Origin of the sequence: Rickettsia endosymbiont of Ixodes scapularis (assembly GCF_000160735.1) — a bacterium.
GTDB lineage: Bacteria > Pseudomonadota > Alphaproteobacteria > Rickettsiales > Rickettsiaceae > Rickettsia > Rickettsia tamurae.
The window spans coordinates 885588-904567 of record NZ_CM000770.1 but is presented as its reverse complement, the minus strand read 5'-3'; the positions used below and the strand labels follow the sequence as shown (position 1 = coordinate 904567).

The following is an 18980-nucleotide window of genomic DNA, read 5'->3' as shown; positions in this document are numbered from 1 at the left end:
TCGTCATTGCGAGCGACTGAAGGAGCGTGGCAATCTCAGGATTTTGGCACGAGATTGCTTCGTCAATTGCTATGCAATTTCCTCGCAATGACGGAAAAACCGATCCATGCAACAATGCCAGTTCGCAATGACAATAAAGACACAAGTTAATAATTTAACTCCTACCTGTTAAAAACGCTTGACTATGTTATATTCCTATAATATCCTATAATTTTCCATTAAATCCCAAATTAACCCAAATTATACCAATGAATGTATTTTTATCTAAGTATGTAAATGGTGTTGATAAAAAGAGTAGGGTGTCGGTGCCGGCGAATTACCGTGCGGTACTAGGGAAAGAATTATTTAATGGTGTGATTGCTTATCCGTCGATTAGGAATAATTGTATTGAAGCATGCGGTATTTCGCATATCGAGAAATTAAGGCAGATGATAGAGACGCTTGATCCTTATTCCGAGGAGCGTGATGCCTTTGAGACTATGATATTCGGGGAAGCAGTGCAGCTTTCCTTTGATGGTGAGGGAAGAGTTATATTGCCGCAATCTTTAATGAAGCATGCAGGAATCGAAGAGCAAGCATGTTTTGTAGGTAAAGGGGTAATTTTTGAGATTTGGCAGCCGCAGAATTTTGAGAAATATTTAAATTCCGCTCAAAAAATTGCTCATGAAAAGCGTTTAACTCTAAGGAATGCTCATTAATGATACAATCTCATGTGTCTGTAATGCTAAATGAAATGTTAGAGGCCTTAAGCCCAAAAGACGGTGAGTCTTATTTAGATTGTACGTTTGGAGCAGGAGGATATAGCAAAGCAATATTAGAAAGCTATGACTGTTATATCACAGCTTTGGATCGTGATCCGAACGTGATTAAAAGAGCCGAAGAAATTAAACAAAATTACGGTGAGAGGTTTGATTTTATAGAAACGAATTTTGCGGATAGCTTTACAAAACTTAAGAAAAAAAAATTTGATGGGATAGTGCTGGATTTAGGCGTTTCATCAATGCAGTTAGATATAGCAGATAGAGGATTTTCGTTTTTGCATGACGGACCGCTTGATATGCGTATGAGTGGGCAGGGACTTAATGCCGAGGAGTTTGTAAATACGGCAGAGGAAAAAGAGCTAGCTGACGTAATTTACAAATACGGAGATGAGAGCTTTTCACGAAGAATTGCTAGGAGAATCGTAGAATATAGAAAAACGGCGAGAATTGATAGCACGGACAAGTTAGCCGAGATTGTTAGAAATAGTATAGGATTTAGAAAAGGCAAAATTGATCCTGCCACTAAAACCTTTCAAGCCATTAGGATTTATATAAACGATGAGCTTGGGGAGTTAGAGAGGTTTTTAGCGAATGTAAAAAATATATTAAAGAAAGACGGACGTTTAGTTGTGGTGTCTTTTCACTCTTTAGAAGACAGGATAGTTAAGAATTTCTTTAAAGAAAATTCGGAAAAGCCGGTAGCAAGGTCAAAATATGCTAAAGACGATATGGCAATTGATCCAGATAAATGGCTTAAGATTATTACTAACAAAGCTCTAGCACCGTCAGATAAAGAAGTAGGGTTAAATATTAGAGCGAGATCGGCAAAACTTCGAGCAGCAAAAGCGATATATGAGTAATTAATTATGAGTATAAGAAAGTTTCACTATTTAACATTATTGATAACAATTATAGCAATATGTAGTTTGTTCAGCATAAAGGAGCGAGTCTCAACTCTTGATTATCAATTAAGTAGCGTTGTAAAACAGATAAATAGTGAGAATAATAATATTCATATTTTAAAAGCAGAGCAAGCTTATCTACTTTTGCCGGCTAGATTGGAAAAACTTGCGGCAGCTTATTTAAAATTAGAAACAGTTAAATCTTATCAAATGATAAAAGATCCGTTAGGGCCAAATATCGATCAAAATATTAAATTTAATCATAATATTAGTATTTCAAAGAGTAGTAAATGGCGTTACAAAAGAATTACGAATAATAAGTATATACAGACTGTTTCGAGTAGGACGAAGCCTTAAACGTCATTGCAAGCGGACATTGTTGCGTGGACCGGTAAAACCCACTGTGTCACCTCGTGGCTTGACCACGGGGGCCATAAAAACAATAAAAAATACTAATAATTTTAGTATTTTTAACTGGATCCCGTGGTCAAGCCATGGATGACAGAGTAAAATTGATCCACGCAACAATGCCTCCTCTCATGACGGGATCGCTACCCACTTAAAACACCATAAATAACATATGAAACAAATTTTGGAAAAATGGAAACCTGCAATTAAAAGTCTGATAATTTGGAATGTTTGTAGTAAAAATACAAAATCCGATTATTAATGGTTATTTGTGGCTTTTCTTTCTTTTTTGTACTTTATCTTACCGGTTAATAATCGTTGCTACAAATGTTTACGATAAAAACCAAAATTCTTTTAAAAAAAATCATCAATTTAGAAAAGAAATAGTTGATCGAAACGGTAATTTATTAGCAGTTAACCTACCTTCAGCATCATTATTTGCTAATCCACAAATAGTACTTGATCCTGAAACTTCCGTAAAAAAGCTAGCAGAAATTCTACCTGATATTAATAAGGCTAAATTACTTGCAGAACTTAAGTCAAATAAAAGCTTTATATGGGTAAAAAGAGATTTATTACCTAGTCAGCAAGAAAAGATAACTAGCCTTGGGTTACTTGGTTTTGAATTTGAAGAAGAGCAGAAACGAATTTATACATTTTCTAATTTATTGTCGCATGTTGTCGGTTATGTAGGTAGAGATTCGGTAGGGCTTAGTGGCTTAGAACTCGCTTACGATAAATATTTAACTAATTCTGATTATGAATTAAACGAACCAAAGAATCGGAAAGAACCACTTCAATTATCTATTGATATCAGATTACAAAGTATTTTAAGTGAAGAGATTGATAAAACTTTAAAGCAATTTAAGGCTATAGGAGCAGTAGGTATTATTGCCGATCCAAATAACGGCGAGATTTTAGCATTAGTAAATAAGCCTGATTTCGATCCTCATCATCCGAGTTTAGCAAAACCGGAAGAGTTGTTTAATATAGCAAGTCTCGGCATTTACGAAATGGGTTCGGTATTTAAGGCATTAACTATGGCAGTCGGTTTTGATACCGGTGCAATAAATATGAATGATGCTTATGATATAAGCTATATGAAAGTAGGAGGATTCCAGCTTAAGGATTATACGCCAAGGCAAGGGTGGCATAGTGTACCTGAGATTTTTCTATATTCTTCAAATATTGGCACAAGTCAAATTATGCTTGAAATCGGTAAAAGCAATTTTAAAAAATATCTAAAAAAATTAGGTTTATTAGATCAGTTACAAATAGAATTACCTGAACGAGGTACTCCGTTATTTCCTTCCGAGAAAAGATGGAATGAGTTAACTAGTGTTACTATGTCATACGGCTACGGCATTTCGATTAGTCCTTTGCATTTTGTTAGAGCAATGTTACCGGTTGTTAACGGCGGTATTTTATATGATCTTACTTTATTAAAAAGAAAAGATGAAAAAGTAATAGGTACAAAAGTTTTTAGTGAAAATACCTCTACCCAAATGAAGAAATTATTTAGATCGGTAGTAAAAGAAGGTAACGGTAAAAGAGCAGAGGTCAAAGGCTATCTTATCGGTGGTAAGACCGGTACGGCAGAAAAACTTTCACAAGGTGCAGGGGGTAAAAAGAAATATCTAAAAAATAGTAGAGCTTCATCGTTTTTAGGAGTGCTACCTGCATCTAACCCGCAATATGTTATTTTTATTAGATTTGATGAACCAAAGCCCACTAAAGAAAGCTTTGGCTTTGCAACGGCGAGCTGGACGGCTGCCCCTACTGCCGGTAGAGTGTTTGAACGTATGATATCTTTATATGGTTTAGAGCCGATAGAACAAAGTGAAGAGGAAAATTAAAAATATTACTTAATAACTATAGATTTCGTCATTGCGAGCAGGCATTGTTGCGTGGATCGAAAAACGCATTCGGTGTCATACCGTGGTCAAGCCACGGTATCCAAAAAACAATAAAAAATACTAAAATCATTAGTATTTTTTAACTGGATCCCCGCTTTCGCGGGAATGACATAAAACGGTCTGTACAACAAAGCCTAATTTTCCTCACAATGATAAGTATATAAGCTAAAAAGGAGGTTTTTATGTCAAAAAATAAAAATATAACAAATAAACCTAATATACCTAATCCCACGGCTTAAGTCTTTTGATCCTATGATAACAAGAAATAATATTATATCAAAACAGCCATTTTTCTCCACCACAAGTATGTAATCCTAGTTGTTGTGAGTTATTGTAGAGTCAATATTCATTTTTTAAAACTGTACAAAATAGAAAATTAATGTCCCCCTTCGGGGATAAGAAATCCCTCGCCTTCAGGCGAAGGGAAGATATAATGAAATTGCTTTAGCAATGAATTTATATCAAGAAACATGAGAAGTTATAGAAAGAATAGTCATAGTCAGTATGATTTAAAAGTACATCTTATATGGATACCAAAATATAGGAAGAGAGTATTGATAGGCAAAGTAGCGGAAAGGGCTAGAGATTTACTAAGGCAGATTTGTATGGAACATGAAGTATATATAATTTCAGGGAAAATATCATGTGATCACGTGCATATGTTTATCTCATATAAATCACAAATATCTCTTAGCAAGTTAGTACAGTATTTAAAAGGTAGTAGCTCAAGAATTTTATTGCAAGAATTTGCTCATTTAAGAAAACAATTTTGGGGCAATCATTTGTGGGCTAGGGGCTATATGGCGGTCAGTTCAGGTAATATAACTGATGAAATGATACAGCACTATATTGATGAACAGGAAGGTGAACCTGTGAATGATGATCGATTTCTAATCGATTCCACTTTATAACCCCTCAGCTTATAGCTGAGGGTTCTTTAGTTTATATTTTGTATACGGTTGATATGGTTATTGGGTGGATACCAAATCGTCATTGCGAGAAAGTATTGTTGCATGTGTCAATTTCACCTCTGTCATCCCGTGGCTTGACCACGGGATCCAGTTAAAAATACTAAAATTATTAGTATTTTTTATTGTTTTTATGGACCCCGTGGTCAAGCGAACTAGGTGACACAGTGGGTTTTACCGGTCCACGCAACAATGCCTTGCGAGAGGAGCCATAGGCGACGCAGCAATCTCATGAAATAATAACAAACTCCTGAGATTGCTTCGTCAATTACTTTGTAAGTTCCTCGCAATGACGAAAAAACTGATCCATATAACAACTACAAACAAAACACTATTTATGTTAAAGATAAAACAGGAAATATATAAAAATAGCTTACAAATAATATTGAAATTGCTGTTTGCTTTATTATGTTTTTTTATAATATTATTTCCGTTGGTGAGTTATAAAATAAATATTCAAAGCAGAATTTTCCCAGCGATGGAAATTATATTTATTTATTATTTTATGTCGTTATATTCCTTAAATATTTTTAGCATATTTTCCCTCGGTCTATTGATAGATCAAGTAAGCGGTATGCCTATCGGTACAAATTCGTTAGTTTTTTTGTCGGCATATATAATATATAAACTCTCTTCAAAATTTTTTATAGCTAAAAACTATTTGATAAATTTTGTTGTTTTTTGTGTTTATTGTTTATTTATATTGAATTTTAAATATTTACTAGTAACAATCAAGAAGCTAGAAGCAGACGGATATTTAATAATTTTCTTTCAATTTTTAACAACTATATTTTCTTATAATATAATTCGTCTTATACTTGACTCTCCTATGAATTACTTTAAAAAGTATGCTAAATAAAAAAATACTACATGGTGAGTTAATTTCACGAAGGGCCTTTATAATCGGATTAGGTAAACTCGGATTTTTATCACTGCTTGGAATAAGAATGTTTTATTTACAGCTTATTAAAAGTGAAGAATATAAGACTTTATCAGATAAGAATCGTATTAATTTTGTTGTACTTTCTCCTAGTAGAGGAATAATTTACGATTTAGACGGCAATATTTTAGCTACTAATAACCCATGTTATCAGCTAGTAATAGATAGGAGCATTAATAATAATTATAGGGACGAATTAGAAATAATTAGTAATATTTTAAATTTATCTCCGGAAAAATATAATTATATTAAGCAAAAAATTAAAAAATCTAGTCGCCACACTCCTTTAATAATACTTGATCAGCTTGATTGGCAGCAAGTATCGATGATTGAAGAACAAAAGCATAAACTGGCTTCGATATTTATTGATATAGGATATTTAAGGTTTTATCCTTTTTCAAGCACTACTTCTCATTTAATCGGTTATCTCGGTCAGATAAATGAGCAAGAGAAGCAAGAGTTAAATATACATAGTTTAAGTGATTTTAATATCGGTAAATCCGGTATTGAAAAATATTACGATAACAAGTTACGAGGAGAATTCGGTTATAAAAAAGTTGAAGTAAATGCTTACGGTAAGCAGGTAAGAGAAATAGCAGGAACCCCTACTAAATCAGGCGAAGATATGCATTTAAATATCGATGCGTCTCTTCAGGAAAATATACAGCAATATTTAAATCCTAAAGGTTCTTCGGCAATAGTTATGGATACTAGAACTGGAAACATACTAATTTGTGCTTCCACACCGGGTTTTGAATCAAATAATTTCAGTAAATTATCGGAAAATTATTGGCAAAGTTTAATGAGCGATCCTTATAAGCCTTTAATTAATAAGGTAATACAAAGCTCGTATCCCCCAGGTTCGGTTTTTAAAATAATTACCGTACTTGCAGCCCTTGAAGTAGGCATTAATCCTAATAAAACCGTTTTTTGTGACGGTAGCTCTGCTCTTGGTACTAATAGCTTTAGATGTTGGAATCATAGCGGACACGGGACGGTAGATATGATGTCTGCTTTAAAGCATTCTTGTAATATTTATATGTATGAATTAGCAAGAATAGTAGGTCCAGATAAATTCTTGAAGTTGCAAGAGAATTTGGCCTCGGCTCAAAACCGGTATTGATTTAGCTCCTGAAAGTAGTGGGTTTGTACCGTCAAAAGAGTGGAAAAAGAAAAAATTAAAGCTTCCTTGGTCAATAGGGGATAGTTTTAATCTAGCAATCGGACAGGGATTTCTAGGGGTGACACCAATGCAGCTTGCAAGGTTTATTACGGCTATTGCAAGTAACGGCAAGCTATACACTCCTAGAATATTAAAAAATGATCCGGAATTTTATAATGTCAATATTAAGCCCGAAAATATCAAAATAATACAAGAAAGCTTGTATAATACCGTTAATGTTGCGGGAGGTACGGCGTATTATAATAGAATTTTAGGCGAAAATAGGCAGCTCGCCGGTAAAACTGGTACTTCCCAAGTACAAGGTAAACTAAATGCTAAAGATGATTTAAGCCGTGATTCTATAGCTTGGGGAAGACGTAATCATGCCTTGTTCTTAGGCTTTGCTCCTTATCACGATCCTCGTTATTCCGTCACCGTCTTTGTTGATCATGGCGGAGGGGGTAGTAAAGCCGCCGCTCCAATAGCTAAAAAAATCATGTCGGATGTGCTGGATAAGTATTTATAGCTTTTTCAGTATTATGTGTCGTGATGTGTTATCAATTAAATATAGGTCAAAAGATGGCAAGACTTAATTTAAGTATTCCGGACGAACTAAATAATAGTTTAGCATGGTCAGCAAAAAACTTAGACAGATCAAAAGGGTAATATACCTCTAGTAAATGAAACATTGCTTATAGTGAGATAATATGCTAATAAGTAATCATGGAATATAAAAAATTATCAATAATAGAAAAGCAAGAATTAAAGAGTCGTCATAAGCAGGAGAGAGACGGTAGGATCAGAGGATCAAAGCTGTTCTTATGTATGATGATGGCTATAGTATTGGTGAGATATCAAAAGTGTTAATACTGAGTGATGAAGGGATAAGGAACCATTTAATAGATTATCATAATGATCAGAAGCTGAAGCCGGAAAATGGTGGTAGTTGTAGTAAACTTACTAGAAATCAAGAAGAAGAATTAATAGAGCACCTTGAAACTAATAATTATGTGTATGCTAGAGATATAGGTTTGTATATAGAAAATCAATATGGAGTAATCTATACATTAGCTGGTGTAATAAAGTTATTACACAGATTAGGTTTTAGTTATAAAAAACCTAAGTTAATTCCTGGAAAAATAGATTTAGATAAACAAGAGGAATTTAAGCTTCAATATAGTTTGTTAAGAAATAATTTAGCAAGTGATGAGTGTATTTATTTTATGGATAGTGTTCATCCACAATATCAAACTAGGGCTCGATTTGGTTGGATTAGAAAGAATGCAGTAAAAACATTACCAAGCTTTAGTGGATGGAAACGTAAGCATATTATAGGTGCAATTAATCTAAAAAGTCTAAATGTAGTAACAACTGATAATCCTAAGGTTAATGGCGATTATATCATTGAATTTTTAAAGAAATTGGAAGAAAATAATCAAGATAAAAGTAAGATTTATCTGATATGTGATAATGCGGGATATCGTAGGTCAAAAAAGGTTAGAGAATATCTACAAAATAGTAAAATAGAGCTAGTCTTTTTGCCACCGTATAGTCCCAATCTGAATCCCATTGAACGACTGTGGAAATTTATGCATTCTATTATAAGTAACAATAAATTTTATGCAAATTTTGAAACATTTACTGATTCTATAAGGTTATTTTTTGAGAATATTCTTACTACATGACAATTTTTAGAGATGTAAGGACTAAAGGATTGAATTTTGCTGATAATTCATGATGATAACAGGGAAAGAACTTGGTTTACATATGAAAGATCATTCCGCCCCTCTAGTCGAATTATTACAAAAACATATTTCGCTTAATTTATCAAGAGCAAAATGTTTAGGATTATTTATCATTTCAATGCTTAACAGCAGGACAGTAAACATGTCATTGTTATGCAATAGAATGCCGTCTGGGATTAAAGCAGCTTCATGGTATAGAAGGATGCAAAGATTTATCTCTGAAATCTCAATATCATGGAGAGTATTACCTGTTATGTTAGTCATGATGACTGGGTTTGAGCAGGAGCAAAAATGGGTATTGTGTTTAGATAGAACGAATTGGAAATTTGGTAAACGACATATAAATATTTTATATTTAGCTGTCAGTTTTCATGGTATAGCGATCCCCCTTTTTGGAATTTTCTAAGTGATAAAAAGTGTGGTAACTCTGATTATATTGAGCGTATTGATCTGATGGAGTGTTTTTTAGAAGTTTTTGACAAAAACCGCATTGAAGCATTAACCGCTGATAGAGAATTTATAGGTAAGGAATGGCTCTCTTGGCTTAGAACAAATCAAATAAGATACGTTTTTCGAGTTAGAGAAAATGGACAATATATCAGTAATGCAAGGGGAAAAATGGTTAAAATACAAGAGTTATTTCGCCCTCTAGCCATAGGATCGCATGTGAGTTTGTCACAACGTAGAATTGGTACAAAAGGTGAAATATTTAATGTAGTAGGGATCAGAAATAAGAAGAGTGAACTTGCAGTCTTAATACATAGTGATGAGATCAAAAATCCTGCTGAGATATATGCTCAAAGATGGCAAATTGAAACAATGTTCAAAGCTTTTAAATCAGCAGGATTCAACTGTGAAGCAACTAGGCAGATTTGTATGGAACATGAAGTATATATAATTTCAGGGAAAATATCATGTGATCACGTGCATATGTTTATCTCATATAAATCACAAATATCTCTTAGCAAGTTAGTACAGTATTTAAAAGGTAGTAGCTCAAGAATTTTATTGCAAGAATTTGCTCATTTAAGAAAACAATTTTGGGGCAATCATTTGTGGGCTAGGGGCTATATGGCGGTCAGTTCAGGTAATATAACTGATGAAATGATACAGCGCTATATTGATGAACAGGAAGGTGAACCTGTGAATGATGATCGATTTCTAATCGATTCCACTTTATAACCCCTCAGCTTATAGCTGAGGGTTGTTTAGTTAGCAATTTGTATTTTGTACTCACTTTATAACAAAAACAGTATTATTAAGATCCCCGTAACCCAGTTACTATCAGCTATTCAGCGACTTTTTGAATACGAAACTCACGTTAAAAGCTTTGATTTTTGAATATCCGCTTTGTTGTTCTTCTTGTAAAAAATAATCTTTATAATCCTTATAATCTTTTGGAAGATTTAATATAAATCTAGAATATTGTTCTAGCTGAAAGTTTGTTAACCAAGTAAATATAGAATATAAATTTTCTCTATGGTTCGAAGAAAAAATAACCGCAACTTCTGATTGCTTTGTATCTACTCCTATCTCTCTTTCAATAACGTCATTAGATAATATAACTAACTCTTTATTAAAATGTTCTTTATTATTCTTTGCTTGAATCATTACATCAAACATGTCAATATCTAGGTCCTTTAAGGTAAATAATTGTTTGTATTTATTAAGCCATGGGCCAAAAGCTATAGATTCAAGTTTTTTAAAATATTCAATTAATTTCATATACAACCGTAGATTAAATTTAATAGCAGCAAAAATTGAGATAAGTCGAGAGATATTAAATTAATAATTTAAAAAGTATTTGTCACTCCGTGACTTGATCACGGGGTCTAACTTAAAATACTAATAGTTATTAGTATTTTAAATTGTTTTCCTAGATACCGTGGTCAAGCCACGGTATGACACTGAATTGATCACTAAAAATTTTTCACATAACCTAATGACAAAAGTAAAATATGAATATATTATTTAATTTTAGAATAATTAAATAATATACATTCAATGAGTGCAGATACTAATATTAGCGATAGCTTAGAAATTGTTACGCAAGATCATTTATCGATTTTTTCTTTAATAAGTTCATCCGACATTATCGGTAAGTCGGTTATGTTGATGCTTCTTATTGCCTCGATTTGGTCGTGGGCTATTATTTGGGATAAAATATTTAAGCTAGCACAAGTACAGCGAAGAATGAAGAACTTTGAAAATGTGTTTTGGTCCGGTGGAGTATTGGAGCAATTATATGAAAGCATAAAGAGGTCGGTTAATAATCCGCTAGCTTTAATATTCGTATCCGCTATGGATGAGTGTAAGAGTTTAAGTATTAAAGGGCTTTCTGATGCATTAAAAAATAACCATAAAGAGCGTATCACAAATTCAATGTATCTAGCTCAAAATAGAGAAGTCGAAAAGCTTGAGAAGAATTTAAGCTTCTTGGCAACCGTCGGGTCAAGTGCTCCTTTCGTGGGTTTATTCGGTACCGTTTGGGGGATTATGCACAGCTTCCAATCGATTGCTAATTCAAAAAATACTTCTCTTGCCGTAGTAGCTCCCGGAATTGCCGAGGCGTTACTTGCAACTGCGATAGGCTTATTTGCAGCTATTCCGGCAGTAATTTTTTATAATTATCTGATTTCCCGTATTACTCTTATCAATAATAAGATTGAAGATTTTATTAGTGAGTTAAATTCTATACTTTCTAAGGCAATTGATCAGGAGAAAATGTAATGGCTATAAAGCTTGCCGGAAGTAATAGAAAAACTAAAAGAGCGGTAGTTAGCGAAATTAACGTTACGCCGCTTGTTGACGTGATGCTTGTGCTATTAATTATTTTTATGATTACTTCTCCAATGCTTGTTTCAGGGGTAAATGTGGATTTGCCAGAGACAAATTCAAGCCCGATTTCAGGGCAGGATGAGCCTTTGGTTGTTACTATCAATAATAAAGGCGAAATTTTCTTACTTGAAACTCCAATAGAAAGAACGCATTTAACCGACAAGCTTGCAAATATCACTAAAGAAAAAAAGGATGCTAGAATTTTTGTAAGAGGCGATAGAAATGTTTCTTATGGGCAGGTAGTAAAGATAGTTGCCGAAATTCATGCTGCTGGCTTTTCTCGTGTAGCTCTTATTTCAAATATTAAAAATAATGAAAAGTAATCAAAATAAGGATAATTTTACGGTTTTCCTTACCTTCTCTGTTGTTCTGCACTTACTTCTTTTATATTTTTTTCTATTCAGTATGCCGTCACTTTTTGAAAAATTACCGGAAGAGCAAACTATAACTTTTGAAATGTTACCTGTTAGCGATAAATCAAATATTATCACTCAGACAAAGCAAAAAGAAGCCCCCATAGAAAACGAAGACGCTAAAAAATCTGAGCAGAGTAAGCCAAAAGAAGAAGAACCGCAAGATTTGCCTAAAGAAGAAAAAGCAAAAGAGCCTGAGGCTAAAACAATAGAAGAAAAGCCTAAAATAGAAGAGAAAAAACCTATAGAAGAACCAAAGCCTGAAGAAGCGAAAGAAGCGTTGCCTGAGAAAAAAGAAGAAGTAAAGGAAGAAAAACCTAAAGAAGAGGAAAAAAAACAAGCAGAAGAGAAGAAGCCCGAAGAAAAGAAAGAGGGAAAGAAACCGGCTGAGAAACCTAAAGAGGTGAAGAAAAAAGAGCCTAAAACCTATGAGCTTGATTCTTTGCTGAAGAATTTAGAACAATCTTCGGAAGGGAATAATGTAAAATCCAATAAGCATCAAAGGTCAAAAAAAGCTGATAATGCAAAAGAAGCTAAAGGGGTTTATACGGATGGGCTGCTTCTTTCCGATAGTGAAACATCTTTAATAAAAAGACAAATTGAAAGACATTGGAGTAATGTACCGGCAGGGGTTAGAGGTAATAATAAGGTAAAAGTTATTATTAGCATTACACTAGATAAAGCAGGTAATGTTGAACAGGCAAAGGTTAAAGAAAAAATCTGTCCTAATATTCCGGCTAGCGTTTGTGAAGCTTTAGCGGATAATGCAATTAGAGCAGTATGGCAGGCAAGCCCTATCGAAAACATTGATCCTGCTCGTTTTAACCATTGGAAAGAGATTAATTTTAGCTTTGATCCGAGTAAATTGTAGGTTGGGCATTGCCTGTGTGGATACCACCCCGTCATTGCGAGCAGTCGTAGACTGCGTGGCAGTCTCATGAAATAATAACAAACTCCTGAGATTGCTTCGTCAATTGCTATGCAATTTCCTCGCAATGACTATTTTCGAGCCACGTAGGCAAGCCTTTCGCAGGAATGACATTAAGAACCATGCAATAATTTAAAAATATTATTCATCATGTTCGTGGTGATCACCGATTAATTCAAACCCCATATCTTTTCACTCATTATCAAAACAACAATAGCAGCAATAACCTATCAAGAATAATAAAGTTGCTTCCATTAAAAGTAGAGTCAAAGCAGCACTACTAGAGCTTGTTAGCTCATATTCTGAAGGTAATAAATCCGTAGGGATGTCTTTGTTCATAAAACTTAGTTACTATGTTTACTATTTATAAATAAAAAAACTCTATAACTTTGTCTATTAAAATTCTTACTACATGACAATTTTTCATTTTATCATCTTTGGATATTGGAATATCAAGGACAACAGCTGTATCCAACGTACTAATTGAGTAGAAATATTATACAAGATATTAACCAATGTATCTAATCCAACACGAAATATACTATTTTGCCTATAACCATGTTTTTTAATAACTATTGGTTTATCTAAAACTATAATCTCTCCAGTTTGATAAGCTAGGCAAAATGCAATAGACAATATTTGCATCAATGTATCTAATCGTAAATCATTAGTAATATGAGTTGCTTCACAGTTGAATCCTGCTGATTTAAAAGCTTTGAACATTGTTTCAATTTGCCATCTTTGAGCATATATCTCAGCAGGATTTTTGATCTCATCACTATGTATTAAGACTGCAAGTTCACTCTTCTTATTTCTGATCCCTACTACATTAAATATTTCACCTTTTGTACCAATTCTACGTTGTGACAAACTCACATGCGATCCTATGGCTAGAGGGCGAAATAACTCTTGTATTTTAACCATTTTTCCCCTTGCATTACTGATATATTGTCTATTTTCTCTAACTCGAAAAACGTATCTTATTTGATTTGTTCTAAGCCAAGAGAGCCATTCCTTACCTATAAATTCTCTATCAGCGGTTAATGCTTCAATGCGGTTTTTGTCAAAAACTTCTAAAAAACACTCCATCAGATCAATACGCTCAATATAATCAGAGTTACCACACTTTTTATCACTTAGAAAATTCCAAAAAGGGGGATCGCTATACCATGAAAACTGACAGCTAAATATAAAATATTTATATGTCGTTTACCAAATTTCCAATTCGTTCTATCTAAACACAATACCCATTTTTGCTCCTGCTCAAACCCAGTCATCATGACTAACATAACAGGTAATACTCTCCATGATATTGAGATTTCAGAGATAAATCTTTGCATCCTTCTATACCATGAAGCTGCTTTAATCCCAGACGGCATTCTATTGCATAACAATGACATGTTTACTGTCCTGCTGTTAAGCATTGAAATGATAAATAATCCTAAACATTTTGCTCTTGATAAATTAAGCGAAATATGTTTTTGTAATAATTCGACTAGAGGGGCGGAATGATCTTTCATATGTAAACCAAGTTCTTTCCCCGTTATCATCATGAATTATCAGCAAAATTCAATCCTTTAGTCCTTACATCTCTAAAAATTGTCATGTAGTAAGATTAAAATTAGATTTATTTCACAAAGTTTTAAGAGCAGGATAAGTAAATAACGCGAGTTTCGTATTAATAGAGGAACTGAATAGCTGATAGTAACTGGGTTACGAGGATATTAGTAATATTGTTTTTGTTATAAAATGTACTTAAAACTGCATAAATTTTTAGTAAATTGTCTTTTTTGACTATAACTATTAAATTGTAAAACTTGTCACACCTCTTACAAACCTTGAAAGGATAAGCATTATAGCATATTCATTAACCATAATTTAGGCATCTTAATACGAAACTCGCGTTAAATAACAATAAATGGCATAGATTTAGACCAAAATGGACTATCATAGAGCATAGCCTGTTTATAATATGCATAACCATAGAAAAAACCGCATATAGTGCTTAAAGCTATATATATTAGCCCGCCTTGAAAATTGTGTTGACCCCAAATATTAAAGATGCTATAATAATAGTTAAAATTTGCTGTTTCGGTAAAAGATTTTTGTGATGTTTTATAAAAACCCTTGAAAGAATACTTCCTCAACCATACAAACAAGAAAGAAATTATTAATTGCCCATATCGGTAATATGCTTGGTATTTTACGTAACCGCTTATTAAAGATAGAACCATAATAATTATTATACACAGTAATAAAGATAGTAATGTGTATTTTATAGTGCCGCTACTCTCTTGTTTTTCTAAAGACATCTTTCCCAACTTCGCTTCTAGAGGTAAATTTAGACGTCGAACCGGTACTCGCATCCTCGCGTATGTCTATATACGCTGCGGTGCTGCGTTCCGTGTCTTCTTTAAATTCCTCTCTATAAGCTGGTTTAGAAAGATGTCTAATATATAAATCACTGATAGAGAAAATTATTAAAGCCGGCATTACCTTATCAAAATTTAGATACATAGAAAACGGTATGGATAATTCCGATAACTGTACTTTATTAATAGCAAGTATATTAAAAAATCCCGGAACTTTATGAAAAGCAAATAAAGTAAAACAAAGGGAGATTAATATAAATAATAAGGTTTTTAGTACTTTATAAAAGATAATCATAAGAGAACCAATAAAATAATATATAGAATTAGGAGATTTTATGAAAGATATAAAATATTGGGAAAAAAATTTTGAAAGCTGTAAATATTCAGATAAATTAATCGAAAGGCTTTTATTTTTAAATACCCAAGTAAAACAACCTATCGATATTAGAGAAGTTAAAAAAGGTATTTATTATGCTCGTAAATATCATGGTGAGCAAATGCGTCAATCGGGTGACCCTTATTATTCTCATCCAATCGCAGTAACAATTATGGTAGCGGAATTTGTAGCAAAAGAAGTGCCTAAACTCTTTACTTTTAGAATGCTACAAGCTGCATTACTTCATGACACTATTGAAGATACTGAACTTACTGAAGAAATGATTAGCAACATTTTTGATGAAGAAGTAGCAATGCATGTAGAAGGTCTAACTAGAATTAAACCTTGTGGAAAAATAAGTGGCGAGAAAAGTCTTGTTTTATTAATTAAACAAAAAAGATACGATACTGCTCTTATAAAACTTTTTGATAGAATACATAATTTACAAACTTTAGAAGCAAAATCGCCTGAAAAAGCTCATAAAATAATTAAAGAGACATTAAAAAGCTTTTTAGTGTTAAGTGAAATACTTGAAATACCTTTAGTTTCAGAGGTTATATATGCTGAATGTTATAAAAATAATTTAAAGTTTAATATAAATTCTACTTTTAATAAAATTATAAAGTTCAATTCTTTTCCATTCTCTCAAAATAAGTTACTCCCATGAAGAAAGTTATACCTACCGGAATGAAAATTAAAAATAATCCCCAATATCCTAGATAATTGGTAATATAAACTAAACCAAATGACGTTATAATATAAGTAAATAATTTTGCTATTGCACTTAGCATACTAGTATATGTAAATCTCTTAAAAACCGGAAAATATTTATAAAATATAGGAGATGCCGGTACGTGATCAAATACGAATAATGCAGCTAAACATTGAAAAATAAAAATATATAAAGGAATAGGGTTATAATTTAACATTATAGGAAAAAAAATGAGAGAGGTAAAAAATAGATATAATTTTACCTTTAGGATTTTTAAAGGATGAATTTTATAGCTAATAAATGCAAGACCGATAATACCGAGTAAATCTATTATAGATACCCAAAAATTTTGATTTATAATTTGATTCGGAGTAAATCCGCATTCTCTTTTTAATATATCACCGCAATATATATACACAAAATAAAAACACGGTGGTCTAGCACACTGGATAAAGAAATACCAAATAGAAGTGGCGTTTGGAACTTTTTGATCTAGAATATCTTTGTCAATTTCTTCAAGCATAATATTATTTTCTTGAAGTCTTAGTTTTAATTTGTTTCTTTTATTTGAAAATGCATCTGCTTCTTTTAAACTAGTCCTTGCAATAGTACCTACAAAAGCGATAGTTGCGCCAACGAAAAAGGCTATACGCCAACTTGATTCATGGTGATAAATATTTTGATTAGTAAAAATTGATGCAATACCTAGTGCTACCGTCGTGCCTACGGCAGAAAATACGGTTATAATTGCTACTAATGGATATTGTATAGGAGGAGATGAATTTTCGGTTAAATACAGCTCTGCACCTCGTGCTTCTGCAGTTGCCGACATACCTTGAATTATACGACATATAGTAAGAACCCAAGAGGCTGTTATACCTATCTGTGCATATGTTGGCATGCTGCCTATAATCACACAAGTAATAGCCATTAATAGGGTAGTTAAAACAACTACAATCTTACGGCCAAAATGATCGCCTATATACCCAAATATTAATGCTCCTATAGGTCTTAGCAAATAGGTAGAACAGAAAGAAAAGGCAGTAAGCAACGAAAAAGTGAAAGAATCATATTCCGGAAAAAATAAATTATTTAAAAGCACCGCCATATGCACATAAAGCATAAGGTCAAAATACTCTAGAAATGTACCTATAGAAAGTAACCCGACAGCTTGTTTTTGTTCTTTATTTAAACTTCTTTGTTCTTTTTCGTAGCCTAACATAACCTTATATATATAGTTAGATTACAAATAAGTAATACTTTTTTGGTTTAAAGTCAATAAAAAATTAATAATTTTTAATAAATATTGTTACAAAATATCTAGGTTCCGTAAAGTTATCTAACCTAAAATTTTCAAATTATCTATTTTTCTCTGAAAGCTTTAAATGCAGTATCAGTAACGGGATCAAGTAAATATCTAAGTAGTGTTCTAGTACCTGTTACGATTTGTACCTCAGCTTGCATACCGGGGTGTAATTCAAGATTTTTAACTTTAGCAACTTTGTTAAATTCATCCATATCGATTTCAACTCTTGCAACATAATAATTATCTTGCTGTTGTCCCGGATGCTGTCTTTCATCTTGTACTATATCGGGAGATATGCTTACTACTTTACCAGTAAATGTTGGAGTTGTTCTTGATTTAAATGCACTGAAACGTATTTTTACAACTAATCCCTCATGTACTGAGTCAATGTTTTTTTGAGATACCTTTGCTTCTATTATTAATGGGTCATTAATTGGCGAAATTTCCATAATAGGTTGTCCGTGACTTATAACACCGCCTATTGTATGATATTTTAAATTATTAACTATACCGTCAACAGGTGATCTGATTATCACACGATTAAGCGAATCCGTCAGGGAATTATATTTTTCTTTAAGAGATGCTGTTTGTACTTGAGCTTCACGAAGCTCGGTTAAAGTCCGTTCAGTGTATTTATTTTGTTGATTTATAATTTTAATTTGAGTTTCGGTAATAGCATGGCGTATTCCTGCTATTTCGGCTTCAGTTGTTGCAACATCGCTTTTTGAAGCGGCAACTTTTGCCTCTTGGTCTAATAAGGCTGCTTTTTGTACAAAGCCTTTTTCTTTTAACGTTCTTAAAGCTTTTAAACGGTCTTGATAAACTTCAGCAGTCTTGGAGGCGGCAACTTTTTTTGCTTCTAAACCTTCAATTTTTTTCTCAAGTTGAGCAATATTTTGATGTAATGCATCTTTCTCTGAGTTATATACTTCTTTTCTAGATCTAAATAAATTTTCCTGTGTATGAATTATTTTAGCTACTTCCGGTAAATTTATATCCTGCATTAGAAAATCAGAGAATTCGATTTGTTCTAAATTATCACGTTCGGCAATTAAACGATTTTCAGTTGCTAAAAAATTACGGTACTGACCAAGAATATTTTCATGTTCGCTTTTTATTCTAGTTTCTTCAAGTTCTATTAATTTATCGCCTTCTTTGACTTTATCACCTTGCTTAACATAAATAGCATTGATTATTCCGCCTTCATGATGTTGAATCGTTTTTTTATTTGTG

18 protein-coding genes and 6 pseudogenes are annotated in these 18980 nt (G+C 32.8%); 16 read left to right on the top strand and 8 right to left on the bottom strand.

Translation table 11 applies throughout. From position 1 onward, the window contains the following. The first annotated feature begins 248 nt into the window (after window positions 1–248). The 7 genes and pseudogenes from mraZ to tnpA (REIS_RS04635) all read left to right on the top strand — a co-directional run bounded on the left by mraZ (window position 249) and on the right by tnpA (REIS_RS04635) (window position 4898). A complete protein-coding gene (mraZ, locus tag REIS_RS04655; RefSeq protein WP_008580119.1) occupies window positions 249–698 on the top strand; it encodes a division/cell wall cluster transcriptional repressor MraZ in 450 nt (149 codons plus the stop codon). After that, the gene (gene rsmH, locus REIS_RS04650; protein WP_008580118.1) at window positions 698–1621 is read left to right on the top strand and encodes a 16S rRNA (cytosine(1402)-N(4))-methyltransferase RsmH; all 924 of its coding nucleotides are present in this window, start codon (window positions 698–700) and stop codon (window positions 1619–1621) included. The genes mraZ and rsmH overlap by 1 nt, the downstream gene beginning before the upstream one ends. Before the next feature lie 6 nt (window positions 1622–1627). Then, complete coding sequence (locus tag REIS_RS04645; RefSeq protein ID WP_008580117.1) at window positions 1628–2020, top strand: hypothetical protein; 393 nt, start codon at window positions 1628–1630, stop codon at window positions 2018–2020. A gap of 10 nt (window positions 2021–2030) precedes the next feature. Continuing rightward, a pseudogene (locus REIS_RS17765) lies at window positions 2031–2196 on the top strand (tRNA(Ile)-lysidine synthetase); the annotation flags it as partial. Between the two features lie 47 nt (window positions 2197–2243). Next, a pseudogene (locus tag REIS_RS04640) lies at window positions 2244–3927 on the top strand (peptidoglycan D,D-transpeptidase FtsI family protein). A 47-nt stretch (window positions 3928–3974) separates the two neighbouring features. After that, a pseudogene (locus REIS_RS17205) lies at window positions 3975–4067 on the top strand (permease); the annotation flags it as partial. Window positions 4068–4457: 390 nt separating this feature from the next. Beyond that, window positions 4458–4898, top strand: a complete 441-nt coding sequence (tnpA, locus tag REIS_RS04635; RefSeq protein ID WP_008579210.1) for an IS200/IS605 family transposase — start codon at window positions 4458–4460, stop codon at window positions 4896–4898. 93 nt (window positions 4899–4991) lie between these two features. On the opposite strand, the pseudogene REIS_RS17760 reads toward tnpA (REIS_RS04635), so the two are convergent. Next, window positions 4992–5172 (bottom strand): annotated as a pseudogene (locus REIS_RS17760) (tRNA(Ile)-lysidine synthetase); the annotation flags it as partial. A 120-nt stretch (window positions 5173–5292) separates the two neighbouring features. On the opposite strand from REIS_RS17760, the gene REIS_RS04630 reads away from it, so the two are divergent. The 5 genes and pseudogenes from REIS_RS04630 (at window position 5293) to tnpA (REIS_RS15670) (ending at window position 9984) form a co-directional block, all read left to right on the top strand. Next, window positions 5293–5814, top strand: coding sequence for a hypothetical protein (locus REIS_RS04630; RefSeq protein ID WP_037213615.1), 522 nt, complete (start codon window positions 5293–5295; stop codon window positions 5812–5814). After that, a pseudogene (gene mrdA, locus REIS_RS04625) lies at window positions 5804–7583 on the top strand (penicillin-binding protein 2). Before REIS_RS04630 ends, mrdA begins: the two are co-directional and overlap by 11 nt. 280 nt (window positions 7584–7863) lie before the next feature. Further along, window positions 7864–8742, top strand: a complete 879-nt coding sequence (locus tag REIS_RS04620; RefSeq protein WP_256377139.1) for an IS630 family transposase — start codon at window positions 7864–7866, stop codon at window positions 8740–8742. Window positions 8743–8791: 49 nt separating this feature from the next. Further along, window positions 8792–9208 (top strand): hypothetical protein, encoded by a 417-nt coding sequence (locus tag REIS_RS04615; RefSeq protein WP_008579269.1) that lies wholly within the window; start codon window positions 8792–8794, stop codon window positions 9206–9208. 47 nt (window positions 9209–9255) lie between these two features. Further along, window positions 9256–9984 (top strand): IS200/IS605 family transposase, encoded by a 729-nt coding sequence (gene tnpA, locus REIS_RS15670; protein ID WP_008580109.1) that lies wholly within the window; start codon window positions 9256–9258, stop codon window positions 9982–9984. A gap of 102 nt (window positions 9985–10086) precedes the next feature. Here the strand turns inward: tnpA (REIS_RS15670) and REIS_RS15665 are convergent, their stop codons facing one another. Further along, window positions 10087–10527, bottom strand: a complete 441-nt coding sequence (locus tag REIS_RS15665; RefSeq protein ID WP_008580108.1) for a hypothetical protein — start codon at window positions 10525–10527, stop codon at window positions 10087–10089. Window positions 10528–10806: 279 nt separating this feature from the next. On the opposite strand from REIS_RS15665, the gene tolQ reads away from it, so the two are divergent. The 3 genes from tolQ to REIS_RS04590 are packed head-to-tail and all read left to right on the top strand — an operon-like array spanning window position 10807 to window position 12924. Next, entirely contained in the window at window positions 10807–11532 is a 726-nt protein-coding gene (gene tolQ, locus REIS_RS04600) for a protein TolQ (RefSeq protein WP_008580107.1), read from the top strand. After that, the gene (tolR, locus tag REIS_RS04595) at window positions 11532–11963 is read left to right on the top strand and encodes a protein TolR (protein ID WP_008580106.1); all 432 of its coding nucleotides are present in this window, start codon (window positions 11532–11534) and stop codon (window positions 11961–11963) included. Before tolQ ends, tolR begins: the two co-directional genes overlap by 1 nt. After that, window positions 11953–12924: an energy transducer TonB gene (locus REIS_RS04590; RefSeq protein WP_008580105.1), complete on the top strand. Its 972-nt coding sequence runs from the start codon at window positions 11953–11955 to the stop codon at window positions 12922–12924. Before tolR ends, REIS_RS04590 begins: the two co-directional genes overlap by 11 nt. A gap of 480 nt (window positions 12925–13404) precedes the next feature. Here REIS_RS04590 and REIS_RS12555 read toward each other — a convergent pair whose 3' ends face one another. The 4 genes and pseudogenes from REIS_RS12555 to REIS_RS17195 all read right to left on the bottom strand — a co-directional run. Then, a complete protein-coding gene (locus REIS_RS12555; RefSeq protein ID WP_241760926.1) occupies window positions 13405–14079 on the bottom strand; it encodes a transposase in 675 nt (224 codons plus the stop codon). A gap of 38 nt (window positions 14080–14117) precedes the next feature. Then, on the bottom strand, window positions 14118–14534 hold the full coding sequence (locus REIS_RS12550) for a hypothetical protein (protein ID WP_008579269.1): 417 nt from the start codon (window positions 14532–14534) through the stop codon (window positions 14118–14120). 351 nt (window positions 14535–14885) lie between these two features. After that, window positions 14886–15293: a hypothetical protein gene (locus tag REIS_RS15660; RefSeq protein ID WP_008580103.1), complete on the bottom strand. Its 408-nt coding sequence runs from the start codon at window positions 15291–15293 to the stop codon at window positions 14886–14888. Beyond that, window positions 15284–15450, bottom strand: a pseudogene (locus REIS_RS17195) (palindromic element RPE1 domain-containing protein); the annotation flags it as partial. The gene REIS_RS15660 and the pseudogene REIS_RS17195, both read right to left, overlap by 10 nt. Window positions 15451–15688: 238 nt before the next feature. Between REIS_RS17195 and REIS_RS04575 the strand changes: the two are divergent. Further along, a complete protein-coding gene (locus REIS_RS04575) occupies window positions 15689–16396 on the top strand; it encodes an HD domain-containing protein (RefSeq protein ID WP_008580101.1) in 708 nt (235 codons plus the stop codon). On the opposite strand, the gene REIS_RS04570 is transcribed toward REIS_RS04575, so the two are convergent. Both REIS_RS04570 and REIS_RS04565 read right to left on the bottom strand, forming a co-directional pair. Continuing rightward, on the bottom strand, window positions 16356–17663 hold the full coding sequence (locus REIS_RS04570) for an MFS transporter (RefSeq protein WP_008580100.1): 1308 nt from the start codon (window positions 17661–17663) through the stop codon (window positions 16356–16358). The genes REIS_RS04575 and REIS_RS04570 overlap by 41 nt on opposite strands. 140 nt (window positions 17664–17803) lie before the next feature. Next, the coding region (locus tag REIS_RS04565; protein ID WP_008580099.1) for an HlyD family type I secretion periplasmic adaptor subunit at window positions 17804–18980 on the bottom strand (1177 nt) is incomplete at its 5' end.